The organism is Nonomuraea sp. NPDC049607 (genome assembly GCF_040675375.1).
Taxonomy (GTDB): Bacteria; Actinomycetota; Actinomycetes; order Streptosporangiales; family Streptosporangiaceae; genus Nonomuraea.
The window spans coordinates 164,728-183,213 of sequence record NZ_JBFAOV010000004.1 but is presented as its reverse complement, the minus strand read 5'-3'; the positions used below and the strand labels follow the sequence as shown (position 1 = coordinate 183,213).

The 18,486-nt window shown below is 72.6% G+C and carries 19 protein-coding genes and 1 tRNA gene; 7 read left to right on the top strand and 13 right to left on the bottom strand.

All coding sequences use genetic code 11. The features are described from left to right. Positions 1–39: 39 nt before the first annotated feature. Positions 40–2,022, top strand: a complete 1,983-nt coding sequence (locus tag AB0J97_RS10785; protein ID WP_364086947.1) for an amino acid transporter — start codon at positions 40–42, stop codon at positions 2,020–2,022. Positions 2,023–2,048: 26 nt separating this feature from the next. Here the strand turns inward: AB0J97_RS10785 and AB0J97_RS10780 are convergent, their stop codons facing one another. The 4 genes from AB0J97_RS10780 to AB0J97_RS10765 form a co-directional block, all read right to left on the bottom strand. Beyond that, on the bottom strand, positions 2,049–2,954 hold the full coding sequence (locus tag AB0J97_RS10780; RefSeq protein WP_364086945.1) for a phosphotransferase: 906 nt from the start codon (positions 2,952–2,954) through the stop codon (positions 2,049–2,051). Then, positions 2,941–3,090 (bottom strand): hypothetical protein, encoded by a 150-nt coding sequence (locus AB0J97_RS10775; RefSeq protein ID WP_357693877.1) that lies wholly within the window; start codon positions 3,088–3,090, stop codon positions 2,941–2,943. Before AB0J97_RS10775 ends, AB0J97_RS10780 begins: the two co-directional genes overlap by 14 nt. A gap of 185 nt (positions 3,091–3,275) precedes the next feature. Next, a complete protein-coding gene (locus tag AB0J97_RS10770) occupies positions 3,276–5,753 on the bottom strand; it encodes a PEP/pyruvate-binding domain-containing protein (RefSeq protein ID WP_364086943.1) in 2,478 nt (825 codons plus the stop codon). Then, on the bottom strand, positions 5,750–6,481 hold the full coding sequence (locus AB0J97_RS10765) for a helix-turn-helix domain-containing protein (protein ID WP_364086941.1): 732 nt from the start codon (positions 6,479–6,481) through the stop codon (positions 5,750–5,752). Before AB0J97_RS10765 ends, AB0J97_RS10770 begins: the two co-directional genes overlap by 4 nt. Positions 6,482–6,595: 114 nt before the next feature. On the opposite strand from AB0J97_RS10765, the gene AB0J97_RS10760 reads away from it, so the two are divergent. The 3 genes from AB0J97_RS10760 (at position 6,596) to AB0J97_RS10750 (ending at position 8,323) form a co-directional block, all read left to right on the top strand. Further along, complete coding sequence (locus AB0J97_RS10760) at positions 6,596–7,141, top strand: hypothetical protein (protein WP_357693883.1); 546 nt, start codon at positions 6,596–6,598, stop codon at positions 7,139–7,141. Between the two features lie 50 nt (positions 7,142–7,191). After that, entirely contained in the window at positions 7,192–7,572 is a 381-nt protein-coding gene (locus AB0J97_RS10755) for a hypothetical protein (protein WP_364086938.1), read from the top strand. A 79-nt stretch (positions 7,573–7,651) separates the two neighbouring features. Beyond that, positions 7,652–8,323 carry a DUF6766 family protein gene (locus AB0J97_RS10750; protein ID WP_364086936.1) on the top strand — a complete coding sequence of 224 codons (672 nt, stop codon included), beginning with the start codon at positions 7,652–7,654 and terminating at the stop codon, positions 8,321–8,323. Here the strand turns inward: AB0J97_RS10750 and AB0J97_RS10745 are convergent. After that, a complete protein-coding gene (locus tag AB0J97_RS10745) occupies positions 8,257–9,093 on the bottom strand; it encodes a 1-aminocyclopropane-1-carboxylate deaminase/D-cysteine desulfhydrase (RefSeq protein WP_364086935.1) in 837 nt (278 codons plus the stop codon). The genes AB0J97_RS10750 and AB0J97_RS10745 overlap by 67 nt on opposite strands. A 43-nt stretch (positions 9,094–9,136) precedes the next feature. On the opposite strand from AB0J97_RS10745, the gene galK reads away from it, so the two are divergent. Then, positions 9,137–10,249 (top strand): galactokinase, encoded by a 1,113-nt coding sequence (gene galK / locus AB0J97_RS10740; RefSeq protein ID WP_364086933.1) that lies wholly within the window; start codon positions 9,137–9,139, stop codon positions 10,247–10,249. A gap of 5 nt (positions 10,250–10,254) precedes the next feature. Here galK and AB0J97_RS10735 read toward each other — a convergent pair whose 3' ends face one another. The 4 genes from AB0J97_RS10735 to AB0J97_RS10720 all read right to left on the bottom strand — a co-directional run bounded on the left by AB0J97_RS10735 (position 10,255) and on the right by AB0J97_RS10720 (position 15,245). Further along, on the bottom strand, positions 10,255–12,084 hold the full coding sequence (locus AB0J97_RS10735) for a glycoside hydrolase family 15 protein (protein ID WP_357693894.1): 1,830 nt from the start codon (positions 12,082–12,084) through the stop codon (positions 10,255–10,257). Between the two features lie 69 nt (positions 12,085–12,153). Continuing rightward, positions 12,154–13,191: an NAD(P)-dependent alcohol dehydrogenase gene (locus AB0J97_RS10730; RefSeq protein ID WP_364086930.1), complete on the bottom strand. Its 1,038-nt coding sequence runs from the start codon at positions 13,189–13,191 to the stop codon at positions 12,154–12,156. 141 nt (positions 13,192–13,332) lie between these two features. Continuing rightward, on the bottom strand, positions 13,333–14,106 hold the full coding sequence (locus AB0J97_RS10725; protein WP_364086928.1) for an enoyl-CoA hydratase-related protein: 774 nt from the start codon (positions 14,104–14,106) through the stop codon (positions 13,333–13,335). Between the two features lie 41 nt (positions 14,107–14,147). Beyond that, positions 14,148–15,245 carry a nitric oxide synthase oxygenase gene (locus tag AB0J97_RS10720; RefSeq protein ID WP_364086926.1) on the bottom strand — a complete coding sequence of 366 codons (1,098 nt, stop codon included), beginning with the start codon at positions 15,243–15,245 and terminating at the stop codon, positions 14,148–14,150. A 306-nt stretch (positions 15,246–15,551) separates the two neighbouring features. Between AB0J97_RS10720 and AB0J97_RS10715 the strand changes: the two genes are divergently transcribed. Beyond that, a complete protein-coding gene (locus tag AB0J97_RS10715; RefSeq protein WP_364086924.1) occupies positions 15,552–15,728 on the top strand; it encodes a hypothetical protein in 177 nt (58 codons plus the stop codon). A gap of 117 nt (positions 15,729–15,845) precedes the next feature. On the opposite strand, the gene AB0J97_RS10710 is transcribed toward AB0J97_RS10715, so the two are convergent. Beyond that, a tRNA-Asn gene (locus AB0J97_RS10710) sits at positions 15,846–15,920 on the bottom strand. Positions 15,921–16,046: 126 nt separating this feature from the next. Between AB0J97_RS10710 and AB0J97_RS10705 the strand changes: the two genes are divergently transcribed. After that, on the top strand, positions 16,047–16,364 hold the full coding sequence (locus tag AB0J97_RS10705; protein WP_357693906.1) for a YtxH domain-containing protein: 318 nt from the start codon (positions 16,047–16,049) through the stop codon (positions 16,362–16,364). 43 nt (positions 16,365–16,407) lie between these two features. Here AB0J97_RS10705 and AB0J97_RS10700 read toward each other — a convergent pair whose 3' ends face one another. The 3 genes from AB0J97_RS10700 to AB0J97_RS10690 are packed head-to-tail and all read right to left on the bottom strand — an operon-like array spanning position 16,408 to position 18,343. Next, entirely contained in the window at positions 16,408–16,881 is a 474-nt protein-coding gene (locus AB0J97_RS10700; RefSeq protein ID WP_357693908.1) for a hypothetical protein, read from the bottom strand. Beyond that, positions 16,878–18,152 carry a hypothetical protein gene (locus AB0J97_RS10695; RefSeq protein ID WP_364086921.1) on the bottom strand — a complete coding sequence of 425 codons (1,275 nt, stop codon included), beginning with the start codon at positions 18,150–18,152 and terminating at the stop codon, positions 16,878–16,880. The genes AB0J97_RS10700 and AB0J97_RS10695 overlap by 4 nt, the downstream gene beginning before the upstream one ends. 32 nt (positions 18,153–18,184) lie before the next feature. Further along, entirely contained in the window at positions 18,185–18,343 is a 159-nt protein-coding gene (locus AB0J97_RS10690; protein WP_357693913.1) for a hypothetical protein, read from the bottom strand. Between the last annotated feature and the right edge of the window lie 143 nt (positions 18,344–18,486).

Sequence of the window (18,486 nt, the reverse complement as noted above, 5' to 3'; positions counted from 1 at the left end):
GGACGTTCGTTTGGCGGTGTCCCTTGAGAGGAAGTTCCGGTGAGCGGTACCGGTGGGCTGGCCGTACCCGAGTCGGTCGAGAGCGCGGGCCGTACCGGGCCGCCTTCGAGCGGTCTGGCGCGGTGGCTGCTGCGGCACCAGGTCCAGCCCGTCGGTCCGGAGTCCGCCGAGGGGCACGGCGAGCCGCAGCCCTGGTGGAAGGTCATGTGCCTGACCGGCGTCGACTACTTCTCCACCCTCGCCTACCTGCCCGGCATCGCCGCGCTGGCCGCCGGCGCGCTGTCGCCGCTGGCCACCCTCCTCATCGTGGGGCTGACGCTGCTGGGCATGCTGCCGATGTACCGGCGGGTGGCCAAGGAGAGCCCGAACGGGCAGGGGTCGGTCGCCATGCTCGAACGCCTGCTGCCGTTCTGGCGGGGCAAGCTGTTCGTGCTGGTCCTGCTGGGGTTCGTGGCCACGTCGTGGATCATCACGATCACGCTGTCGGCCGCCGACGCCTCGGTGCACGTCCTGGAGAACCCGTACTTCCCGAGCTTCCTGCACGGGCACGCGGTGATCATCACCGTGGTGCTGCTGCTGGTGCTCGGCGGGGTGTTCCTGATGGGCTTCACCGAGGCGGTCGGCGTCGCGATCCCGCTGGTGGCGCTGTTCCTGCTGCTCAACGCGGTCGTCGTCGCCGTCGGGTTCGCCGACGTGGCGGCCGAGCCCGAGTCGCTGTCCCGCTGGACGGACGCGCTGCTGACCGGGCGCGGCGGCTTCACCGGGCTGCTCGGCCCGGCCGTGCTGGCCTTCCCGCTGCTGGTGCTGGGCCTGTCCGGGTTCGAGACGGGCGTCAGCATGATGCCCCTCGTGGCGGCCCAGGGCGACGACCCCGAGCAGCGGCTGCGCTCGCGCATCGCCAACACCCGCAAGCTGCTGACCGTGGCCGCGCTCATCATGAGCGTCTACCTGATCGCCACCAGCTTCGTCACCACCGTGCTCATCCCGGCCGACCAGTTCGCGCCCGGCGGGCAGGCCAACGGCAGGGCGCTGGCGTACCTGGCGCACGAGCGCCTCGGCGAGGGCTTCGGCACGGTCTACGACATCAGCACCATCCTCATCCTCTGGTTCGCCGGCGCCTCGGCCATGGCGGGCCTGATCAACATCGTGCCGCGCTACCTGCCCTCGTACGGCATGGCGCCCGAGTGGGGCAGGGCCGTGCGGCCCGTCGTGCTGGTCTACACGGCCATCTGCGTCCTGCTCACCCTGCTCTTCAACGCCGACGTCGACGCGCAGGCCGGCGCGTACGCCACCGGCATCCTGGCCATGATGGTCTCCGGCGCGGTCGCGGTGACGATCTCGGCCGTACGGCGCCGCCAGACGCCGGCCGCCATCGGGTTCACCGTGCTGACGCTGGTGCTGCTCTACGCGCTGGTGGAGAACATCAGGGAGAAGCCCGACGGCATCACCATCTCGGCGTTCTTCATCCTCGGCATCGTCGCGATCTCGCTGATCTCGCGGGTGTCGCGCACGACCGAGCTGCGGGCCGACCGGATCGAGTTCGACGAGGTGGCGCGCCGGTTCGTCACCGACTCACTCGACTACGACGGCGCGCTCAACATCATCGCCAACCGGCGCGGCCCCGGCGACGCGGCCGAGTACCTGGCCAAAGAGAGCGAGCAGCGTTCGATGAACCCGGTGCCGGGCCGGGCCGACGTGCTTTTCCTGGAGATCGACGTCATCGACCCCTCCAGCTTCAGCGACGTGCTGCGGGTGCGCGGCGTCGAGGTCGACGGCCACCGCGTGCTGCGCGCGGAGAGCCCGGCCGCGCCCAACGCCATCGCGGCCGTCCTGCTCGCGCTGCGCGACGCCACCGGGGTGCGCCCCCACTGCTACTTCGAGTGGGCCGAGGGCTCGCCGATGGTCCACCTGCTGCGCTACCTCATCCTGGGGCGCGGCGACACCGCCCCGGTCGTCCGCGAGATCATCCGCAAGATCGAGACCGACCCGCAGCGGCGGCCCGGCATCCACGTCGGCGGCTGACCGGCGGCTGACCGACAGCGGCCCGGTCAGGCCCAGCGGGCGCGCAGCCAGGCGAGGGTGGCGCGGCGGGAGCGTTCGCGCCGGTCGCCCAGCGGCGGCGGCGCGGGCAGGGTGGCCGCGCGCGTCCAGTAGCCGAGCAGGGCGACGAGGAGGGCGTCCACCTGGCCGGCGGGCGCCCGGCGGCCGAGCGGGTGCGCGGTGAGCACGCGCTCGGGGTCGCGCGGTCCGAGGTCCGACTGAAGCAGCAGGCAGACCAGGTCGGCCCAGGCCGGTCCGGTGCAGGCGCGGCCCCAGTCCACCAGGCGGGCGGTCCCGTCGCCGTCGATGAGGATGTTGTCGTAGCGCGGGTCGAAGTGCAGCAGCGTGTCCCCGGCGACCAGGCCGGCCCAGCGGCGTTCGACCTCGGCCAGGCGGGGCAGGTGGGCGCGTTCCCAGGCTCCGGCGCGGGCGGGGTCGAGGGTGTTCCACAGCTCGCAGCGGCCCGACATGCGCCCGGCCAGTGTGAGCAGGCCGCCCAGCGGGGACGGGGTCAGCTCGCGGGCGCACGCCGTGAGCAGGCCGAGCGCGGCGGCCAGCTCGTCGTCGTGCCAGGGTTCGTGCGGGACCCTGCCGGGTGCGACCCGCGAGCAGAGCAGGACCCAGCCCGCCTCCTCGCACGAGAACAGGAACCGGGGCGCGGGCACGCCCGGCGGCAGGGCGGCGGCGACCACCGCCTCCGCCCGGTAGTCGGCCGCGTGCCCCGAGGCGGCGGGCACGGCCTTGACGAACACCCGGCCGCCGCCGGTCAGGGTGAGCACGCCGCGCACGCCGCCGGTGAAGCCGCCGTGCCGCTCCTGGAAGCCCGCCGCCGCCCGGCCGAGCCGCCGCTCGACCTCCCGGACGAGGGCGCCGGGCACGTCGTCCCACGTGTACGGCTGGTCAGGTGGTGTCATCCGGGTGCCGGGGCTCCTTCTGGAGGTCGGGCTGCGGGCCGTCGCGGTCGGGGCCCAGCAGGGCGAGGCGGAAGCGGGCGCAGCGTGCTTCGAGCTCGCGCTCGTCGTCGAGGATCCACTGTTCGATCATGGTCATCCAGAGAACACACCGGCCGCCGGCGGGCGGCCGACTTGGCGCAGTCTTTTCACCGCAGCGACCTTTTCACCGCAGCGACCTTTTCACCGCGGCACCCCTTTCACCGCGGCACCCCTTTCACCGCAGCACCCCTTTCACCGCAGCACCCCTTTCGGCGCAGCACCCCTTTCGGCGCAGCACCCCTTTCAGCGCAGCAACTCGACCGTGCCGCGCTCGCCGTCCACGCGGACGCGGTCGCCGTCGCGCAGCCGCATGGTGGCGTTGCCGGTGCCGACCACGGCCGGGATGCCCAGCTCGCGGGCGACGATCGAGGCGTGCGACAGCGGCGCGCCCATGTCGGTCACGACGGCGGCGGCGCGCGGGAACATGGGGGTCCAGCCGACGTTCGTCAGGGTCGTCACCAGGATCTCGCCGGGCTTGAGCCGGTCGCCGTCCTCCGGGCCGGCGATGACCCTGGCCACGCCCTCGACCACGCCGGGCGCGCCGGGGAACCCGGTCACGGTGTCGCTGACCGGGACGTCGAAGCCGCGGGCGTCGTACACGTCGGCCCGGCGGCCGGGGTCGGCGGCCCACCGGACGGGGTCGAACCGGCCGACGATCACCGTCGGGTACGGCGGCAGCGCGGCGTACAGGTCGTGGGTCGCCCGCCGTACCGGCACCCGTTCCAAGGCAGAGGGGTCGCCGCGCAGCACGTCGAGGATCTCCTCCAGGTAGAGGTGGAACAGGTCGTCGCCGTGACCGGTCAGCTCGCCGGCGCGCACCACGAACGCCCGCAGCACCCAGAAGGCCCGCATGTTCTCCGAGCGGGCGTTCTCCCGGTCGCGGACGACCGCGTTCCACCGCCGTACCCGGGCGCGCATCTTGGCCTCCTTGCCCGGGTGGCGGGCGGCGAACCTCGCCCACGCCTCCTGCCTGGCCTTCTCCTGGCGGGCGAGCAGCGCCTCGGTGCCGGCCCGCAGGTCGCGCAGGCCGGTGAGCTGGGCGTCTATCCAGGCCGGGTCCTCGCCGGGCCGGGGCCGGGAGACCTCGAACTCGTGCGGCCCGCGGTGCCCGTAGGCCAGCGCGAACTCCTCCCTGCTGATCTCGCCCCTGGCCAGCCTGCCCAGGCCCAGGACGGGCCCGAGGCTGGCCAGCTCGCCGTCGGCGTTCACGCCGGTGAGCATGGCCTCGGCGTCCACCTCGCCCATCAGCCTGCGCAGCCGGTCGCGGGTCCAGACGAGCGTGGCGCCGCCCTGGCGGCCGGCGGCCTCCAGCATGCGGCTGGAGGTGACCACGTGGGGCTTGATCTCGGCCGTCCACAGGTCGGCCAGTTCGGGGCCGGAGGAGGTGGCGGCGACGCGTTCGCGCAGTTCCTCGCAGCGCCGCCGGGAGGCGGCGAGGAAGGCCGGCATCTCCTTGAGGTTCCGGCGCACCCGCCGCTGGAGGTTCACGGCCATCGGCAGGACGCGCCTGATGATCTCCCAGCGGGACAGGCCCACCAGGGGCATCTCCAGGCCGGGCGGCAGCTTGCCGAAGACCTGCTCGACCGCGCCCAGCCTGCTCCGCATGCCCAGGGCGGCGGCGATGGAGTGGACGACGCTGAGGTTCATGTAGAACCGGCCGCCGATGTTGCCCACCAGGTCGAAGCCGGGCAGCGCCGAGGCCGACATGGCCTCGTGGATGAACAGCCGGACGAAGGACCAGGTCGCCGGGGTCATCACGTCGGGGATGGCCTCGCCCAGGTTGCCCGCGGTCCACAGGTAGTCGCCCTTGAGGCTGTCGTTCCACTCCTCGACCTGCGGTTTCAGGCCGGTGATCGGGCGGGCCTGGAGGATCGCGAACGTGCCGTCGCGCCTGGCCCACTCGACGTCCATGGGCAGGCCGTACAGGGCCTGGACGCGCTCGCCGAGCGCGGCCAGCTCCACCGCCTGCGGCGGGTCGAGCACGGGTCGGCGGCGCAGTTCCTCGGGCACGGGCTCCTCACGGGTGCCGCTCGCGGTGCGCACGGTCATGACGGTCTTGTCGGCGACCCGCGACCCGGTGACCCGGCCACCCGACAGGGTGATCGTGTCCGGCGTGACCTGCCCGCCGACGACGGCCTCACCGAGCCCCCAGGAGGCGTTGACCACGATCTCGTCGCGCGCGCCGGTGACCGGGTCGGCGGTGAACATGATCCCGGCCGCGTCGGCGTCCACCAGCTCCTGGACGACCACGGCCAGGGCCACGTCGTCGTGCGGGACGCCGTTGCGCTCGCGGTAGGCGACGGCGCGCGGGTTCCACAGCGAGGCCCAGCAGCGGCGGACCGCCTCCAGCAGCCCGTCGCCCCGGATGTTGAGAAAGGTGTCCTGCTGCCCGGCGAACGACAGCTCGGGCAGGTCCTCGGCGGTGGCCGACGAGCGCACGGCCACCGCGACGTCGTCGCCGAGCGCGGCGTGCGCGGCCTCGATCTGCGCGGCCAGGCCGGCCGGGATCTCGTGCGCGGCGAACAGCGCGCCGGGGTCACCGGAGGAGGCGATCTCGTCGCCGAACGCCGACACGAACGACCGGTACGCCCCGGTCGTGACGACGAACCCGCCGGGCACCGGCAGCCCTGCCCTGACCAGCCGGGCCAGCGAGGCGCCCTTGCCGCCCGCGGTGTCGAGGTCGGCGGCGGCTTCGTCGTCGAGGGGGATGACTTCCTTCACTGCACGCGCTCCTTAGCAGGGCTCATGGATGTCGCCAGTTTGCGCCGGGCGACGTCGGCGAGGGCGTCGAGGAGGTCGAGCGTGGCCCGCGCGACGGCCGCGGCGTCGGCGGGCGGCAGCGCGCGTCCGGTGCCCACCGCGCGTTCGACGGTCTCGGCCAGCAGCTCGGCGACGCGGTCGTCGGGCAGCCGCTCGGACTCCGGGCGCGCGCCGGGCAGGAACATGAAGCCGTAGAAGATCGAGCCGATCACCATGACCTGCTCGGCCGGCTCCTCGCGCACGGCGCCCAGCTTGACCAGCTCGCGCAGGTAGGCGTCGAAGGGGCCGCCGAGTTCGAGTCCGCCGATCGACGGGCGCTGCCGCTTGAGCCGGGTGAGCTTGCCGAGCACCTCGGAGTCGTCGAGCAGGACCGCGTGCAGCAGCGGCCGGTGCAGCAGCGCCGAGGCCAGGCTCCCGAACAGCTCGCCGAGGGTGGCGGGCGCGGCCTCGCGCACCCGGTCCAGCATGAGCACCCGCTCGCGCCGCAGCAGCGCGGCGAACAGCTCGTCGCGCGTCTTCCAGTGCAGGTAGATCGTGCCCTTGGCGACGCCGGCGCGCCTGGCCACGTCGTCGACGGTGGTCTTGTCGTAGCCCCAGCGCAGGATCAGCTCAGCGGCGGCGTCGAGGATGCGGTGGGCCCGCTCGGCGTGCCGCGCGGGGTCCTGCGGCGGCCTGCCCGCTCTGGCCATTCTTCGCCCTCCCATTGTTTGACCAGATGAGCTTATATGGTCACGTAATTACCGACAAGACCCAGATCTCCCGTACCCCGCCGGGCGGCCCCGCCGGGCCGTAGCGTAGGGGGCATGGGCAAGGCGTTCTGGATCGACCAGGAGTTCGACAGGGACCGTGACGGGCGCTACGCCGTACACGTGCGCAAGAACCTCGACGAGTTCGAGTGGGGTGACATCGCGCCGGTCAGGTTCGCCTGCGCGGCCTGGCGGCTGGCCACCTCGCCCTCGCTCACCCCCGGCTACGTGCGCTGGGACCGCCGCGTCCTGGAGGCCACCTGCCACCGCAACACCTGGGACGGCACCCTCTACGCCCGCGTCCAGATCGCCTCGCCGCTCCCCGAGGAGCTGACCAGGTCGCGGGCCTGGTGGCGCGACCGCGGCTGGCTGGGCTGGCAGGAGACCTTCGGCCAGTACGTCGAGCCGAGCCAGCAGGACCTGGCGCGCATCCCGTTCCTGCGCGCCACACTGCTCGTCGAGGCGCCCGTGCCGCTCGACGACCTCCCGCCGGAGCCCGAGGGCCCGCACGACGAGGTCGAGCAGCGGGCCCACCGGGCCGTGGTCGTGCTGGCCCGCGAGCTCAACGCCCTGGTCACCCCGGTGCTCGACCAGCTCGGCTAGCCGGCGCGCCCGGCAGCATGCCCTGAGCCCCTGTGGGTAGCGGGTGGCTCATGAGATTCCCGTTCGTCGTTCCCGCGCTCCTCCTGGCGGCCGTCGGCTGCGCCGTGGACACGACGTCCCCCGCGCGGGCCGCCGAACGGTTCCACGCGGCCGTGGCGGCCCACCAGGAGAACGCCGCGTGCGGGCTGCTGGCCCGTACCACCGCCGACAAGCTGCCCGACCCCGGCCAGACCTGCGCGCAGGCGCTGGGCGACGTCAAGCTGGGCCCCGGCGGCCGGGTCACCGAGGTGAACGTGTGGGGGAACGAGGCCCAGGTGCGGCTGGCCGGCGACACGGTGTTCCTCCACCGCTTCGCCGACGGCTGGCGGGTGAAGGCCGCGGGCTGCCGGCCCGTGCGCGACCTGCCCTACGAATGCGAGGTGGAGGGCTGATGCGGGTGATGTTCACGCTGACCCTGCTCGTCATCGCGGCGGGGCTGGCCTGGTTCTTCGCCATCGGGTGGGCGCGGTTGTGAGGTGGCTGAAGGAGAACTCCCTGTCGCTGGCCTTCCTGGTCATGTTCCTGCTGGCGCTCGGCGGCCAGGCGGTGGCCGGCATGCTCCAGTTCAACGACCTGCAACTGGTCCAGGGCGCCGACCCGGTGTCGTTCGCCGAGTACGTCACCTCCTCCGACTTCGCCGTGGACGTGGCCGAGAACTGGCAGTCGGAGTACCTGCAGTTCTTCCTGTACATCATGCTGACCGTCTGGCTCGTGCAGAAGGGCTCCCCCGAGTCCAAGAAGGTGGAGGACGCCGGGGCCGAGTCGGACGAGCAGCAGCAGATCGGCGCGCACGCCACCAGCTACTCCCCCGCCTGGGCCAAGGCCCGCGGAGCCCGGCTGTGGCTGTTCAGCAACTCGCTCGGCCTGGTGATGGGCGTCATCTTCGTGCTGTCGTGGCTGGCCCAGTCGGTGGCCGGCCAGGCGGCCTACAACTCCGTACGGCTGGGCGACCTGCGCGACCCCGTCTCGTGGGGCCAGTACGTGACCTCCGCCGAGTTCTGGAACCGCAGCCTGCAGAACTGGCAGTCGGAGCTGCTGGCCGTGTTGTCGATGGTGGTGCTGTCGGTCTACCTGCGTCAGCGCGGCTCGCCCGAGTCGAAGCCGGTCGGCGCCCCGCACGCCGCCACGGACGTCGAGGGCTGACCGGTCAGCACGGCGACGACGCGGGTGCCCGGCGCGAAGGCTCCCTGCCGGGCCAGGTCGAGCACGCCGTAGAGCATCTTGGCCACGTAGACGCCCTCGACCCGGTGCTCGGCGGCGAACCGGTCGAGGACGGGGGTCGAGCGGGCGTAGCCGCCGAAGTGGTAGTCGAGGTTGACCGACCAGTTCGTCCAGGTACGGCCGTACGCCTCGCGCTGGAGCCGGGCCACCTCGTCCGTCAGGAAGCCGGCCCCCTTGAGCACCGCGAAGCCCAGCGCCCGCCTGCCCTCGGGCAGCCCGGCCGCGATGCCGGCGAGGGTGCCGCCGGTGCCGACCGGGCAGCAGACCACGTCGTAGTCGACGCCGATCTCCGGCGGGAGCTCGGCGCAGCCGCGCACGGCCGCCGCGTTGCTGCCGCCCTCCGGCAGGATCGTGACGTCCCCCCAGCGCTCCCGCAGCCGTGCCTGCACCTCGGGCGTGTGCTTGAGCCGGTAGGAGGCGCGGTCGAGGTAGGTGAGCGTCATCCCGCAGGAGACGGCGAAGGCGAGCGTGGGGTTGAGCGGCAGGTGCTCCTCGCCCCTGATCACCCCGATCGTCTCGATCCCGTGCAGCCTCCCGGCCCGGGCCACGGCACTGATGTGATGGGAGTACGCCCCGCCGAAGGTGAGCAACCGCCGATGGCCCAGGTTGTACTTGAGCTTGCGCCGCTTGTTGTCGTCGTGCATCAGGAACACCCGGACCTCGCCGAGCGCTGGATCCAGGAGCTCCTCCATGGCGCTAGTCTACGGTCGGGCCTTTGTTGAGGAGTGTTGGATTATGCGCGTTGCTGAAGCTTTTCGTGCCGCCTTCGGTGCCGATCCCCGCACGGTCTGGCGCGCGCCCGGCCGGGTCAACCTGATCGGCGAGCACACCGACTACAACGACGGTTTCGTCCTGCCCTTCGCGGTGCCGTGGGGCGTGAGCGCCGCCGTCACCCCGCGCGCCGACCAGACCATCCGCCTGCTGTCCCTCCAGTCCTCCGGCGGCCCGGTCGAGCTGCCGGCCAGGGAGGAGGCGACCGGCTGGGCCCGCTACGCCGTGGGCGTGCTGGCCATGCTCGGCGACCGGGTCGCGGGCGCCGACATCGCGATCGACGGCGACGTGCCCCAGGGCGCGGGGCTCAGCTCCAGCGCCGCCCTGGAGGTGGCCGTCGCCTCCGCGCTGAACGACGTCCACGGGCTCGGCCTGACGCCGATGGAGATCGCCCTGCTCAGCCAGCGGGCCGAGAACGACTTCGTCGGCATGCCGTGCGGCATCATGGACCAGGCCGCCTCCGCGCTGTGCCAGGAGGGCCACGCGCTGTTCCTCGACTGCCGCTCGCTCGGCTCCAGGAACATCCCCCTCGACCTGGCCGCCGAGGGCCTGAGCATCCTCATCATCGACACCCAGGTCCACCACGAGCACGCCGGCGGCGAGTACGCCAAGCGCCGCGCCGAGTGCGAGTCCGCCGCCCGGAAGCTGGGCGTGCCGTCCCTGCGCGACGTCACCGACCTGGCCGCGGCCCTCGACCGGCTCCAGGGCGCCGAGCGCAAGCGCGTCATGCACGTCGTCACCGAGAACCACCGCGTCGAGGCCCTGATCGGCCTGCTGCGCGCGGGCAAGGTCACCGAGATCGGCGCCCTGCTCAACGCCTCCCACCTGTCGCTGCGCGACCAGTACGAGGTCTCCTCGCCGGAGCTCGACGTCGCCGTGGAGGCCGCCTTCCGCGGCGGGGCCCGCGGCGCCAGGATGACGGGCGGCGGCTTCGGCGGCTCGGCCATCGCCCTGGTCCCCGACGCCCGTCTCGACGACGTGCGCGCGTCGGTCACGGCCGCCTACGCCGAGCGCGGCTTCCAGGCCCCGCGCTTCCTGTCGGCCACCGCGGCCAAGGGCGCCCACCGCCTGGCCTGAGCCGGTCAGGGCGTCCGGGCCGCCCCCGCCCGGGCCAGGTTGACCCCGCTGGCGATCACCCCGATGTGGCTGAACGCCTGCGGGAAGTTGCCCGCGAACGCGCCCGTGGCCGGGTCGATCTGCTCCGGGAGCAGGCCGAGCGGGCTGGCGCGGGCGCACAGGGAGGCGTACAGCTCCTCGGCGCGGGCCCGGTGGCCCTGGAGGATCAGGTTGTCCACCAGCCAGAAGCTGCACAGCAGGAAGGCGCCCTCGTCGCCGGGCAGACCGTCCGGCGACTGCTCGTGCAGGTAGCGGTAGAGCAGGCCGTCGCCGGCGGACAGGCGTTCGGCGACGGCCGCGGTGGTCGCCGCCATCCGCGGATGGTTGGCCGGCACGACCTTGCGCAGCGGCAGCGCGAGCAGGCTGGCGTCCAGGCCGCTGCCGCCGTCGAGGTGCTCGCCCAGGCACTGCGCGTCCTCGTTCCACGCCTGTTCCAGGATGAGCCGGCGCAGTTCCTCGGCGGTGGACCGCCACCTGGCGATCGGACCGGCCAGGCCCAGCCGCTCGCCGATGGCCGCGGCCCGGTCCAGCGCCACCTGGCACATGCCCGCCGAGTAGGTGAAGACCCGACCCTGGCTGCGTACCTCCCAGATGCCCTGGTCGGGCTCCTGCCAGGTGCGCGCGGCGGCCTCGGCCAGCTCCGACAGCCCCGACCACAGCGCGGGCTGGAGGTCGCGGCCGGGCAGCAGCCACTGGTCGGCGCAGTCCAGCACCTCGCCGTAGACGTCGTGCTGGCGCTGGTCGGCCGCGCCGTTGCCCCACCGCACCGGCGCCGAGCGGCGGTAGCCCTCCAGATCGGGGTCGACGACCTCCTCGGGTACGGGGTCGCCGCGCAGCGTGTACATGATCAGCGGATCGCCGCTCTGCTCGAAGGCGTCGAGGACCCAGCCGAGGAAGCCGTCGGCCTCCTCCTCGAAGCCGACGCGGCGCAGCGCGAAGACGGCGTAGGCGGCGTCGCGGATCCACGTGTAGCGGTAGTCCCAGTTGCGCACCCCGCCGACGGGCGCGGGCAGCGAGGACGTCGGCGCCGCCACCAGCGAGCCGTTGACCCAGTCGTCGCACAGCTTCAGCGTGATCACCGAACGCCGGACCAGCGCCTCCTGCGGGCCCCGGTAGCCGCACGCGCCCATCCAGCGCCGCCAGGCGTCGGCGGTCTGCCGCAACATCGCCTCGGGGTCGAACCGGTGGTGACGGTGGATGCGCCCCCACGACAGCACCAGGTCGAGGCGGTCGCCCTCCTGGAGGTCGTGCACGGTGCGCAGCCCGGTCAGCGGCCGGTCGGAGCGCAGATGCAGCCGCAGGTCGGGCCGCCGGGACGCGCGCACCTCCAGGCCGCTGCCGAGCATCCGGGCCTGCCCGCCGCCGCGCGGCTCCAGCTCCGCCCGCAGGCGTACGCTCCCCGCCAGGACGACCGCGGACCGGACCAGCTCGCCCCTGCCGCCGCCCGCGTCGTCGCTGAGGTCGGCGCCGGCGCGCAGGACCAGCGCGTCGGTGATCCGCACCACGCCGGACGGGCCGCGCAGCTCGGTGACCAGCACGGCGGTGTCCGGCTCGTAGTACTGCCTGGCCTCGCGCAGGTCGTCGGCCGTCAGCGTGAAGTGGCCGCCGCGCTCGTGGTCCAGCAGGCCGCACAGCAGGGGATCGCTGTCGAAGTCGGGCAGGCACAACCACGGGATCGAGCCGTCGAGACCGACCAGCGCCGCCGTCGTGCCGTCGCCGATGAGGCCCAGGTCCTCCAGCGCCGGGTAGCCGTCCCGGCGGCGCACCGGGCGGAAGGGTGGGTCGAGGTCGAGCATGGCCGGCGTTCTCCTCAGTGCTTCTCGGCGCTCCTCAGTGCTTCTCGGCGCCTTTTGGTGCCCTTGCCGTCACTGGAAGGCGATCATCACCTTCACCACGTCGTCGAGCTTCTTGTCCGAGACCTCGAAGGCGCGTTCCATCTCCTCGAAGCCGAACGTGTGGGTGGTCAGGGGCGTGGGATCGAGCCGGTCGCCCTCCAGGATGCGCAGCAGGCGTTCCATGCGCAGCCGTCCGCCCGGGCACAGGCCGGTCGTGATCTTCTTCTCCGCCATGCCGACGCCCCACTCGACGCGCGGGATGCGGACGAACTCGCCCTGGCCGTAGTAGCCGGTGTTGGACACCGTCCCGCCCGGCTTGGTGATCTTGATCGCGGTCTGGAAGGTGGCGTCCGCGCCGAGCGCCTCGATGGCGGTGTCCACGCCCTGGCCCCCGGTCAGCCCGAGGACGCGCTCGACGACGTCCTCGGTGGCGAAGTCGACGATCTCGTCGGCGCCGTAGTCGCGGGCGAGCCGCTTGCGGCGGGGCACCGATTCGACCCCGATGACCAGGCCCGCGCCGCGCAGCCGGGCGCCGGCGGTGGCCATGAGCCCCACCGGGCCCTGGGCCAGCACGGCGACCGTCCCCCCGATGGGGATGTCGCCGTTCTCGGCGCCCATGAACCCGGTCGAGAGCATGTCGGCGCAGTAGACGGCCGTCTCGTCCGGCACGCCGCCGGGGATCTTGGCCATGTTGGCGTCGGCCTCGTTGACGTGGAAGAACTCGGCGAAGACGCCGTCCTTGGAGTTGGCGAACTTGAACCCGCCGAGCGGGCCGCCGGACTGCGACGGGTGGTTGTCCTGACAGGCGAGATCGCCCCAGTCGGGCGTGATGGCCCCCACCAGGACGCGGTCGCCCGGCCGGAAGTCGCGCACCTCGCCGCCCACCTCGTGCACGACGCCGACGGCCTCGTGCCCGAGCGTCAGGTCGGTGCGCGGGCCGATGCCGCCCTGGACGGTGTGGGAGTCGGAGGTGCAGATGAGTGCGGTGGTGGTGCGGACGACGGCGTCGCGCGGGCCCGGTCGCGGCACGGGTTTGTCCATGAAGCCGACCCGGCCGATCTCCCTCATGACGAAAGCCTGCACCGCGCCCCCCGAACCTGCCCCGCGTCCCCGCTTCGCCGTGAAGCTCCCGGACACGCCCTGCCTACCCGGCGGGGCTCGTCGTCTAACCTCGGCGCGCGCCGGCCGGCCCCCCTCCGGCCTGCGGTTTCACAGCGCCGGGAAGTTGGGCGGGCGCCGCTCCAGGAAGCTGGCGACGCCCTCGGCGAAGTCGGGCCGCCCGAAGGAGGCCAGCATCTCGTGGACGGCCTTCCTGGCCGACTCCTCCAGCGTGGTGTCCCAGTCGTGCCACACCTGCCGCTTGATCACCGCCATGGACGCCGGCGAGCTGTGCACGGCCAGCTCCCTCGCGTACTCCTGGGCCTGCTCCAGCAGCGACTCCCCGGGCACCGCCCGGTTGGCCAGGCCCAGCTCGTACGCCTCCCGCCCGCTGAACACCCGGCCCGACAGCAGGACGTCCATGGCCCGCTGCTGGCCCATGACCCTCGGCAGCACCCAGGACAGGCCGTACTCGGCGACCAGGCCGCGGCGCGGGAACGCCGTCGTCCACTTGGCCTCCTCGGCCGTGAAGACCAGGTCGCAGACGAGCGCGTGCACCATGCCGAGCCCGGCGCAGGCCCCGTTGACCGCGGCGATGATCGGCTTGCCGATGGTCGTGGGGAAGGTGTTGGGCCGCGGGTCGGGGGTCTCGTCGTAGGAGCCGGTCTGGATGGCGGCGAGCGTCCTGAAGTCGGCTCCGGCGCAGAAGCCCTTGCCCGCGCCGGTCACCACGACGGCCCGGACGTCGGGGTCCTTCTCGGCCTCGGCCAGCAGGTCGAAGTAGCGCCGGCCCATGGCGTCCGTCCAGGCGTTGAGCGTGTCGGGACGGTTGAAGGTCAGCGTGAGCACGCCCCGGTCCGACGATGAGAGCACGAGTTCCGCCATGCGCTAACCGAACCATGTTCTGGGCAGGGCTGGCAAGCATGTCACCGGGTGGGGTGGCGGTGCACGTAGGCGGGGGTCAGCTCGCAGGTGTCGTAGTACCGATGGAAGACCGGGGTCGCGCCGCCCGATAGCGGCGGGACGATCCACGACCAGTCGGCCGGGCAGCGGCGTCCGGCGCGCTCCTCGCGTTCCAGGTGGGTCAGGAAGCGCCGGGACTCGGTGTGGTGGTCGGTGATCGTCACCCCGGCCGCCTCGAACGAGTGCAGCACCGCCACGTTGAGCTCGACCAGCGCGTGGTCGCGCCACAGCGAGCGCTCGGTGGAGGTGTCCAGGCCGAGGTGCTTGGCCACTTCGGGGAGCAGGTCGTACCGGTCGGCGTCGGCCAGGTTGCGCGCCCCGATCTCGGTCCCCATGTACCAGCCGTTGAACGGCGCGCACGGGTAGCAGACGCCGCCGATCTCCAGGCACATGTCCGAGATGACCGGCACGGCGTGCCAGCGCAGCCTCAGCTCGGCGAACCACGCGTACTCGGGGTGCAGCAGCGGCACCTCCAGCACGGCGTCGCCGGGCAGGTTGCACAGCAGCGGGTCGCCGAGCCCGGCCCGCACGATCAGCGGCAGCACGTCGAACCGGCCCGGCCCGCCGCGCCAACCGAGCTCCTTGGCCAGGTCGGTGAGCCCGGCGTTGCGCGCGTCGCCCAGGACGCCGCCGCCGTCCAGACGGTGCCCGGCGTAGCGGACGAGCTGGTCGTTGAGCACCCGCGGGCCCGGCATGGCCGGGGTGTCCGGGGCGAAGACGGTGATGGTGGGCCTGATGCGCCCCTCCCCCGTCGCCTCCCGCAGGTGCGCCACGCACTCCACCGCCACGCCCTCCGCGGTCGCCACCTCCCGCCGGTCGCGCAGCTTCAGCGAGCGCCAGTACAGGCGTCCGATGCACCGGCCGCTGTTGCGCCAGGCGACCCGCGCGCCGAACTCCAGCTCCTCGAAGGTGTGGGCGTACGTGCCGTGGCGGGCGACGTCTCTGGCGACGTCGCGCAGCCGGGCGGCCAGGCCGCCGGCGGAGGGGTTCTCGGCGTGGAAGAGCCTGATGAAGCGCTCCGCCTCGCGGACGTCCGTGGTGCGCTCGAACAGCGCGTGCACGGCTTGCACATCGAAGGGACGCAGGGATCTGATCCAGGTACGCACGCGGCAACCAACACTTCTCCGTCAGCGGAGCGCCCCGCCGATTCCGGGTCGGCGGCACGTCCTGCGGCGGCGCCCTCTCCACGCCACCTTCGACGACTTCCCGCGGCTGCCGGCCATACCCGACCGGCTCCCCCATCTTCCGCCCCAACCCTCCCCTTGTCCCCCAAACCCTAAAATCCCGTAACCCACCCACTACAACCCGTACACTCCACGCGCCGCCTCGCACGATCTTGTCGGTGGCGACGTCTACGCTCCCCGTTCATGAGCAACGACGAGACCCGCACCGTACGCCTGACGCTCGACGTCACCGACTACGACGTCGCCGGTCTCCACGACTACCGCGTCCGGTACCACCTCAGGAACACGGGATGGGAAGGCGCGGAGCCCATCGTCGTCCAGGCCACGGGCGGCGCCCCTGAGTACTACCTCGCCCCGTAGGACCGGCGGTCGAGGACCTGGGCCTTGAGTGAGGGGAACGCGTCGTCCGAGACCCCGGACGACGCCCCGGAAACGACTCAGGCCCTCCACCTGTCTCCAGGTAGAGGGCCTGACCACTGGCTCCCGCGATAGGACTCGAACCTATAACCTGCCGGTTAACAGCCGGCTGCTCTGCCGTTGAGCTACGCGGGATCGAACGTTCGCCCTGCTGGTCGGGCTTGTTGGGCCCTTCCTTCGTGCGCAGGAATAGATTAGCGCACTCCGGGAGTGCGTGTCGCATCGCAACTGGGGTAGGCCGGGAGACAGCGGAGGTGCAACATGCGTTATCGGATGACATTTGCGGTCGGTCTGGCGGTCGGTTACGTGCTCGGCAGCCGGGCGGGCCGCGAGCGGTACGAACAGATCAAGCGGGCGGCCCAGCGGGTGGCCGACAGCCCGAGGGTCCAGGAGGCCGCGGGCGTGGTCGGCGCGCAAGCGTCGAAGCTGGCCGGAGCGGCCAGGGAGAAGGTGGGCGGAACTCTTCAGGAGAAGATCCCGTTCCTCGGCTCCGACGGCCATCACAGGTCCGGCAGCGGCTGGCCCGAGGAGGAGGATCTCGCGGAACGCAAGTCCCGCGAGACCGGCATCCCCTACTGAGGCCGAGACCCCGAGATCCGGCGCGGCACGGACGTGTGATCCCTCACACGCCCATGCTGCGCCGGACGCCTTCCAGGGCCTGTTCGGCCTGCGCGCGCAGCCCCGGGTCCGCCGGATCGAGCCCCTCGTCGAAGACCAGGGTCCAGCCCAGCACCTCGCCGCCCGGCGGACGCCTGGCCACCAGCCGTACGCCGCCGCGCCCCGGCAGGCTGACACGCTTGTTGACCACGATGGTGGAGTTCACCCGCTCGCGCACGGTCTCCGGCACCATCCGCGGCTCGGCGACCCGCTCGAAGTACCGGGCGCCGCCGACGGTGACGACCCGCAGCCCCTCGTCGTCCCACGACGCCTTGTCGATCTCCTCGTACGGCACCCGCGTCCCGTCCGACAGGAACAGGGCCAGGTTGGTGGCCACCAGGTGACCGTCACCCGTCTCGGTGAACGTCAGCACCCGCTCCCCCGGCCGGACGTCCAGCGATCGGCGCACGTCGGCGGGCAGGCGGCGAAAAATGCTCATACCTCCACGGTATCGGCGAGCAGGTCGAGGGTGAGCGCCGCGCTCCACGAGAAGTCCCTGCACCCGCGCCCGCTGCCGTCGAAGGGATCGAAACACTCGCGGAACCCGGCCTGCCGGACGAGCCGCAGGGTGCCGTTGGCGAGCTGCCGCCCCAGCTGGTCGAGCGAGTGGACGGCGGCGGCCCGGCGTAACAGCCAGTTGGTGTTCACCCAGGACGGCCCGCGCCAGTAGCGGGTGCGGTCGAACTGGGCGGCGCGGATCTCGCAGCTCGGCACCGGGTAGCCGGTCGCGCCCATGAACCGGGCCGACTCCAGCACCTCGACGCAGGCGTGCAGCTGGTCGCTGGGCAGCCCGGGATCGAGCAGCGGCCCGAACGCGCCCACCGTGCAGACCTTGATCAGCCGGTCGGAGCGCAGGTCGCGGGGGTAGAAGCAGCCGTCCCAGAGCCGGTCGAGCATGGCCTGCCTGATGCGTTCGGCCTGTTCGGCGTGGGGCGCGGGATCGGCGCCGGCCAGCGGCGCCAGCTCGGCCAGCGCCTGGCAGGAGGCGAGCCAGATGCCGTTGAACATCGGGTCCTCGACCGCGAACGGGTGCTCGTCGCGCAGGTACTCGGCGCGGTAGCCGGCGTCGCGGTAGCGCATGGCCAGCCAGACGTAACGGTCGTGGTCGCTGTCGGGGTGGCGGTCGGCCAGTTCCACGTTGCGGTAGCCGTAGCCGATGACGGGCAGCGCGGCGAGCGGCTGGTCCCAGGCCGGGCTGTCGTCCATGCCCGACTCCCAGGGGTGGACGATGGCCGCCAGCCCCGCGCCGCCGAGGTCGCGGGCCGAGGCGAGGTAGTGGTGCTGGGCGACGAGCAGCGGGAAGGTCCGCCGGACGAACCCCACGTCGCCGGTGTGCCGGTAGAGCCACCGCAGCGCCAGCGCCTGCAGCGGCGGTGAGGTGAGCCCGGAGGTGCCGACCCTCGGCGCGGACTCGTGCTCCTGCGAACGCCAGACGGACGGCCCGGGGAAGTACGCCTCGCGCGTGTGGAAGACGATGTGGGGCACCATGCCGGTCGCCCACTGGCCGCTCAGCAGGCTGAGCAGCTCCTCCCGGGCGCGCTCCGGACGGTGCCTGGCCAGGCCGATGACGACGAACGCGGAGTCCCAGCTCCACTGGTGCGGGTACAGGCCGGGCGCGGGCACGGTGCCGCTGCCCGTCCAGTTCGCCTCGAGCACGGCCAGCGCCTCGCGCCCGAGCGCGGCATCGTCAACCGCCGGCCGCGCCTCCATTCACTCACTATGCCTTGGGAAGCGGGCGGAAGCTACGGCCTTTGGGCCCACTTCGCGACGAACGTGACACCGAGGACGACGGCGCCGATGATGAGAGCCCACTTGAGAAGCGTGAAGACGAAACCCACGAGCGGGCCGACGAGAAGCAGTGCGACGATGATCGCGGCGATGATCAGAAGGATGCGTGCCATGTCTCCACGGTAGGAGATCCTTTAAGCCGTTTGCAGGTGACCGAGGGTTGAATCAGGGACAAGTCAGGGTCACCCCTACCCATTGGAACCAACCGGTCAAGCCTCCCGTTGATCCGGTAGAACCACCGGGGCATCGGGGGCCC

Excerpts from the sequence above, each read along its gene's own strand:
- AB0J97_RS10730 (WP_364086930.1), bottom strand. The coding sequence starts at position 13,191 with ATGAGGGAGATCGGCCGGGTCGGCTTCATGGACAAACCCGTGCCGCGA.
- AB0J97_RS10735 (WP_357693894.1), bottom strand. The coding sequence starts at position 12,084 with ATGCTCGACCTCGACCCACCCTTCCGCCCGGTGCGCCGCCGGGACGGC.
- AB0J97_RS10690 (WP_357693913.1), bottom strand. The coding sequence starts at position 18,343 with ATGGCACGCATCCTTCTGATCATCGCCGCGATCATCGTCGCACTGCTT.
- AB0J97_RS10780 (WP_364086945.1), bottom strand. The coding sequence starts at position 2,954 with ATGACACCACCTGACCAGCCGTACACGTGGGACGACGTGCCCGGCGCC.
- AB0J97_RS10715 (WP_364086924.1), top strand. The coding sequence starts at position 15,552 with ATGAGCAACGACGAGACCCGCACCGTACGCCTGACGCTCGACGTCACC.
- AB0J97_RS10765 (WP_364086941.1), bottom strand. The coding sequence starts at position 6,481 with ATGGCCAGAGCGGGCAGGCCGCCGCAGGACCCCGCGCGGCACGCCGAG.
- AB0J97_RS10755 (WP_364086938.1), top strand. The coding sequence starts at position 7,192 with ATGAGATTCCCGTTCGTCGTTCCCGCGCTCCTCCTGGCGGCCGTCGGC.
- AB0J97_RS10705 (WP_357693906.1), top strand. The coding sequence starts at position 16,047 with ATGCGTTATCGGATGACATTTGCGGTCGGTCTGGCGGTCGGTTACGTG.
- AB0J97_RS10760 (WP_357693883.1), top strand. The coding sequence starts at position 6,596 with ATGGGCAAGGCGTTCTGGATCGACCAGGAGTTCGACAGGGACCGTGAC.
- AB0J97_RS10695 (WP_364086921.1), bottom strand. The coding sequence starts at position 18,152 with ATGGAGGCGCGGCCGGCGGTTGACGATGCCGCGCTCGGGCGCGAGGCG.
- AB0J97_RS10725 (WP_364086928.1), bottom strand. The coding sequence starts at position 14,106 with ATGGCGGAACTCGTGCTCTCATCGTCGGACCGGGGCGTGCTCACGCTG.
- AB0J97_RS10745 (WP_364086935.1), bottom strand. The coding sequence starts at position 9,093 with ATGGAGGAGCTCCTGGATCCAGCGCTCGGCGAGGTCCGGGTGTTCCTG.
- AB0J97_RS10700 (WP_357693908.1), bottom strand. The coding sequence starts at position 16,881 with ATGAGCATTTTTCGCCGCCTGCCCGCCGACGTGCGCCGATCGCTGGAC.
- AB0J97_RS10775 (WP_357693877.1), bottom strand. The coding sequence starts at position 3,090 with ATGACCATGATCGAACAGTGGATCCTCGACGACGAGCGCGAGCTCGAA.
- galK (WP_364086933.1), top strand. The coding sequence starts at position 9,137 with ATGCGCGTTGCTGAAGCTTTTCGTGCCGCCTTCGGTGCCGATCCCCGC.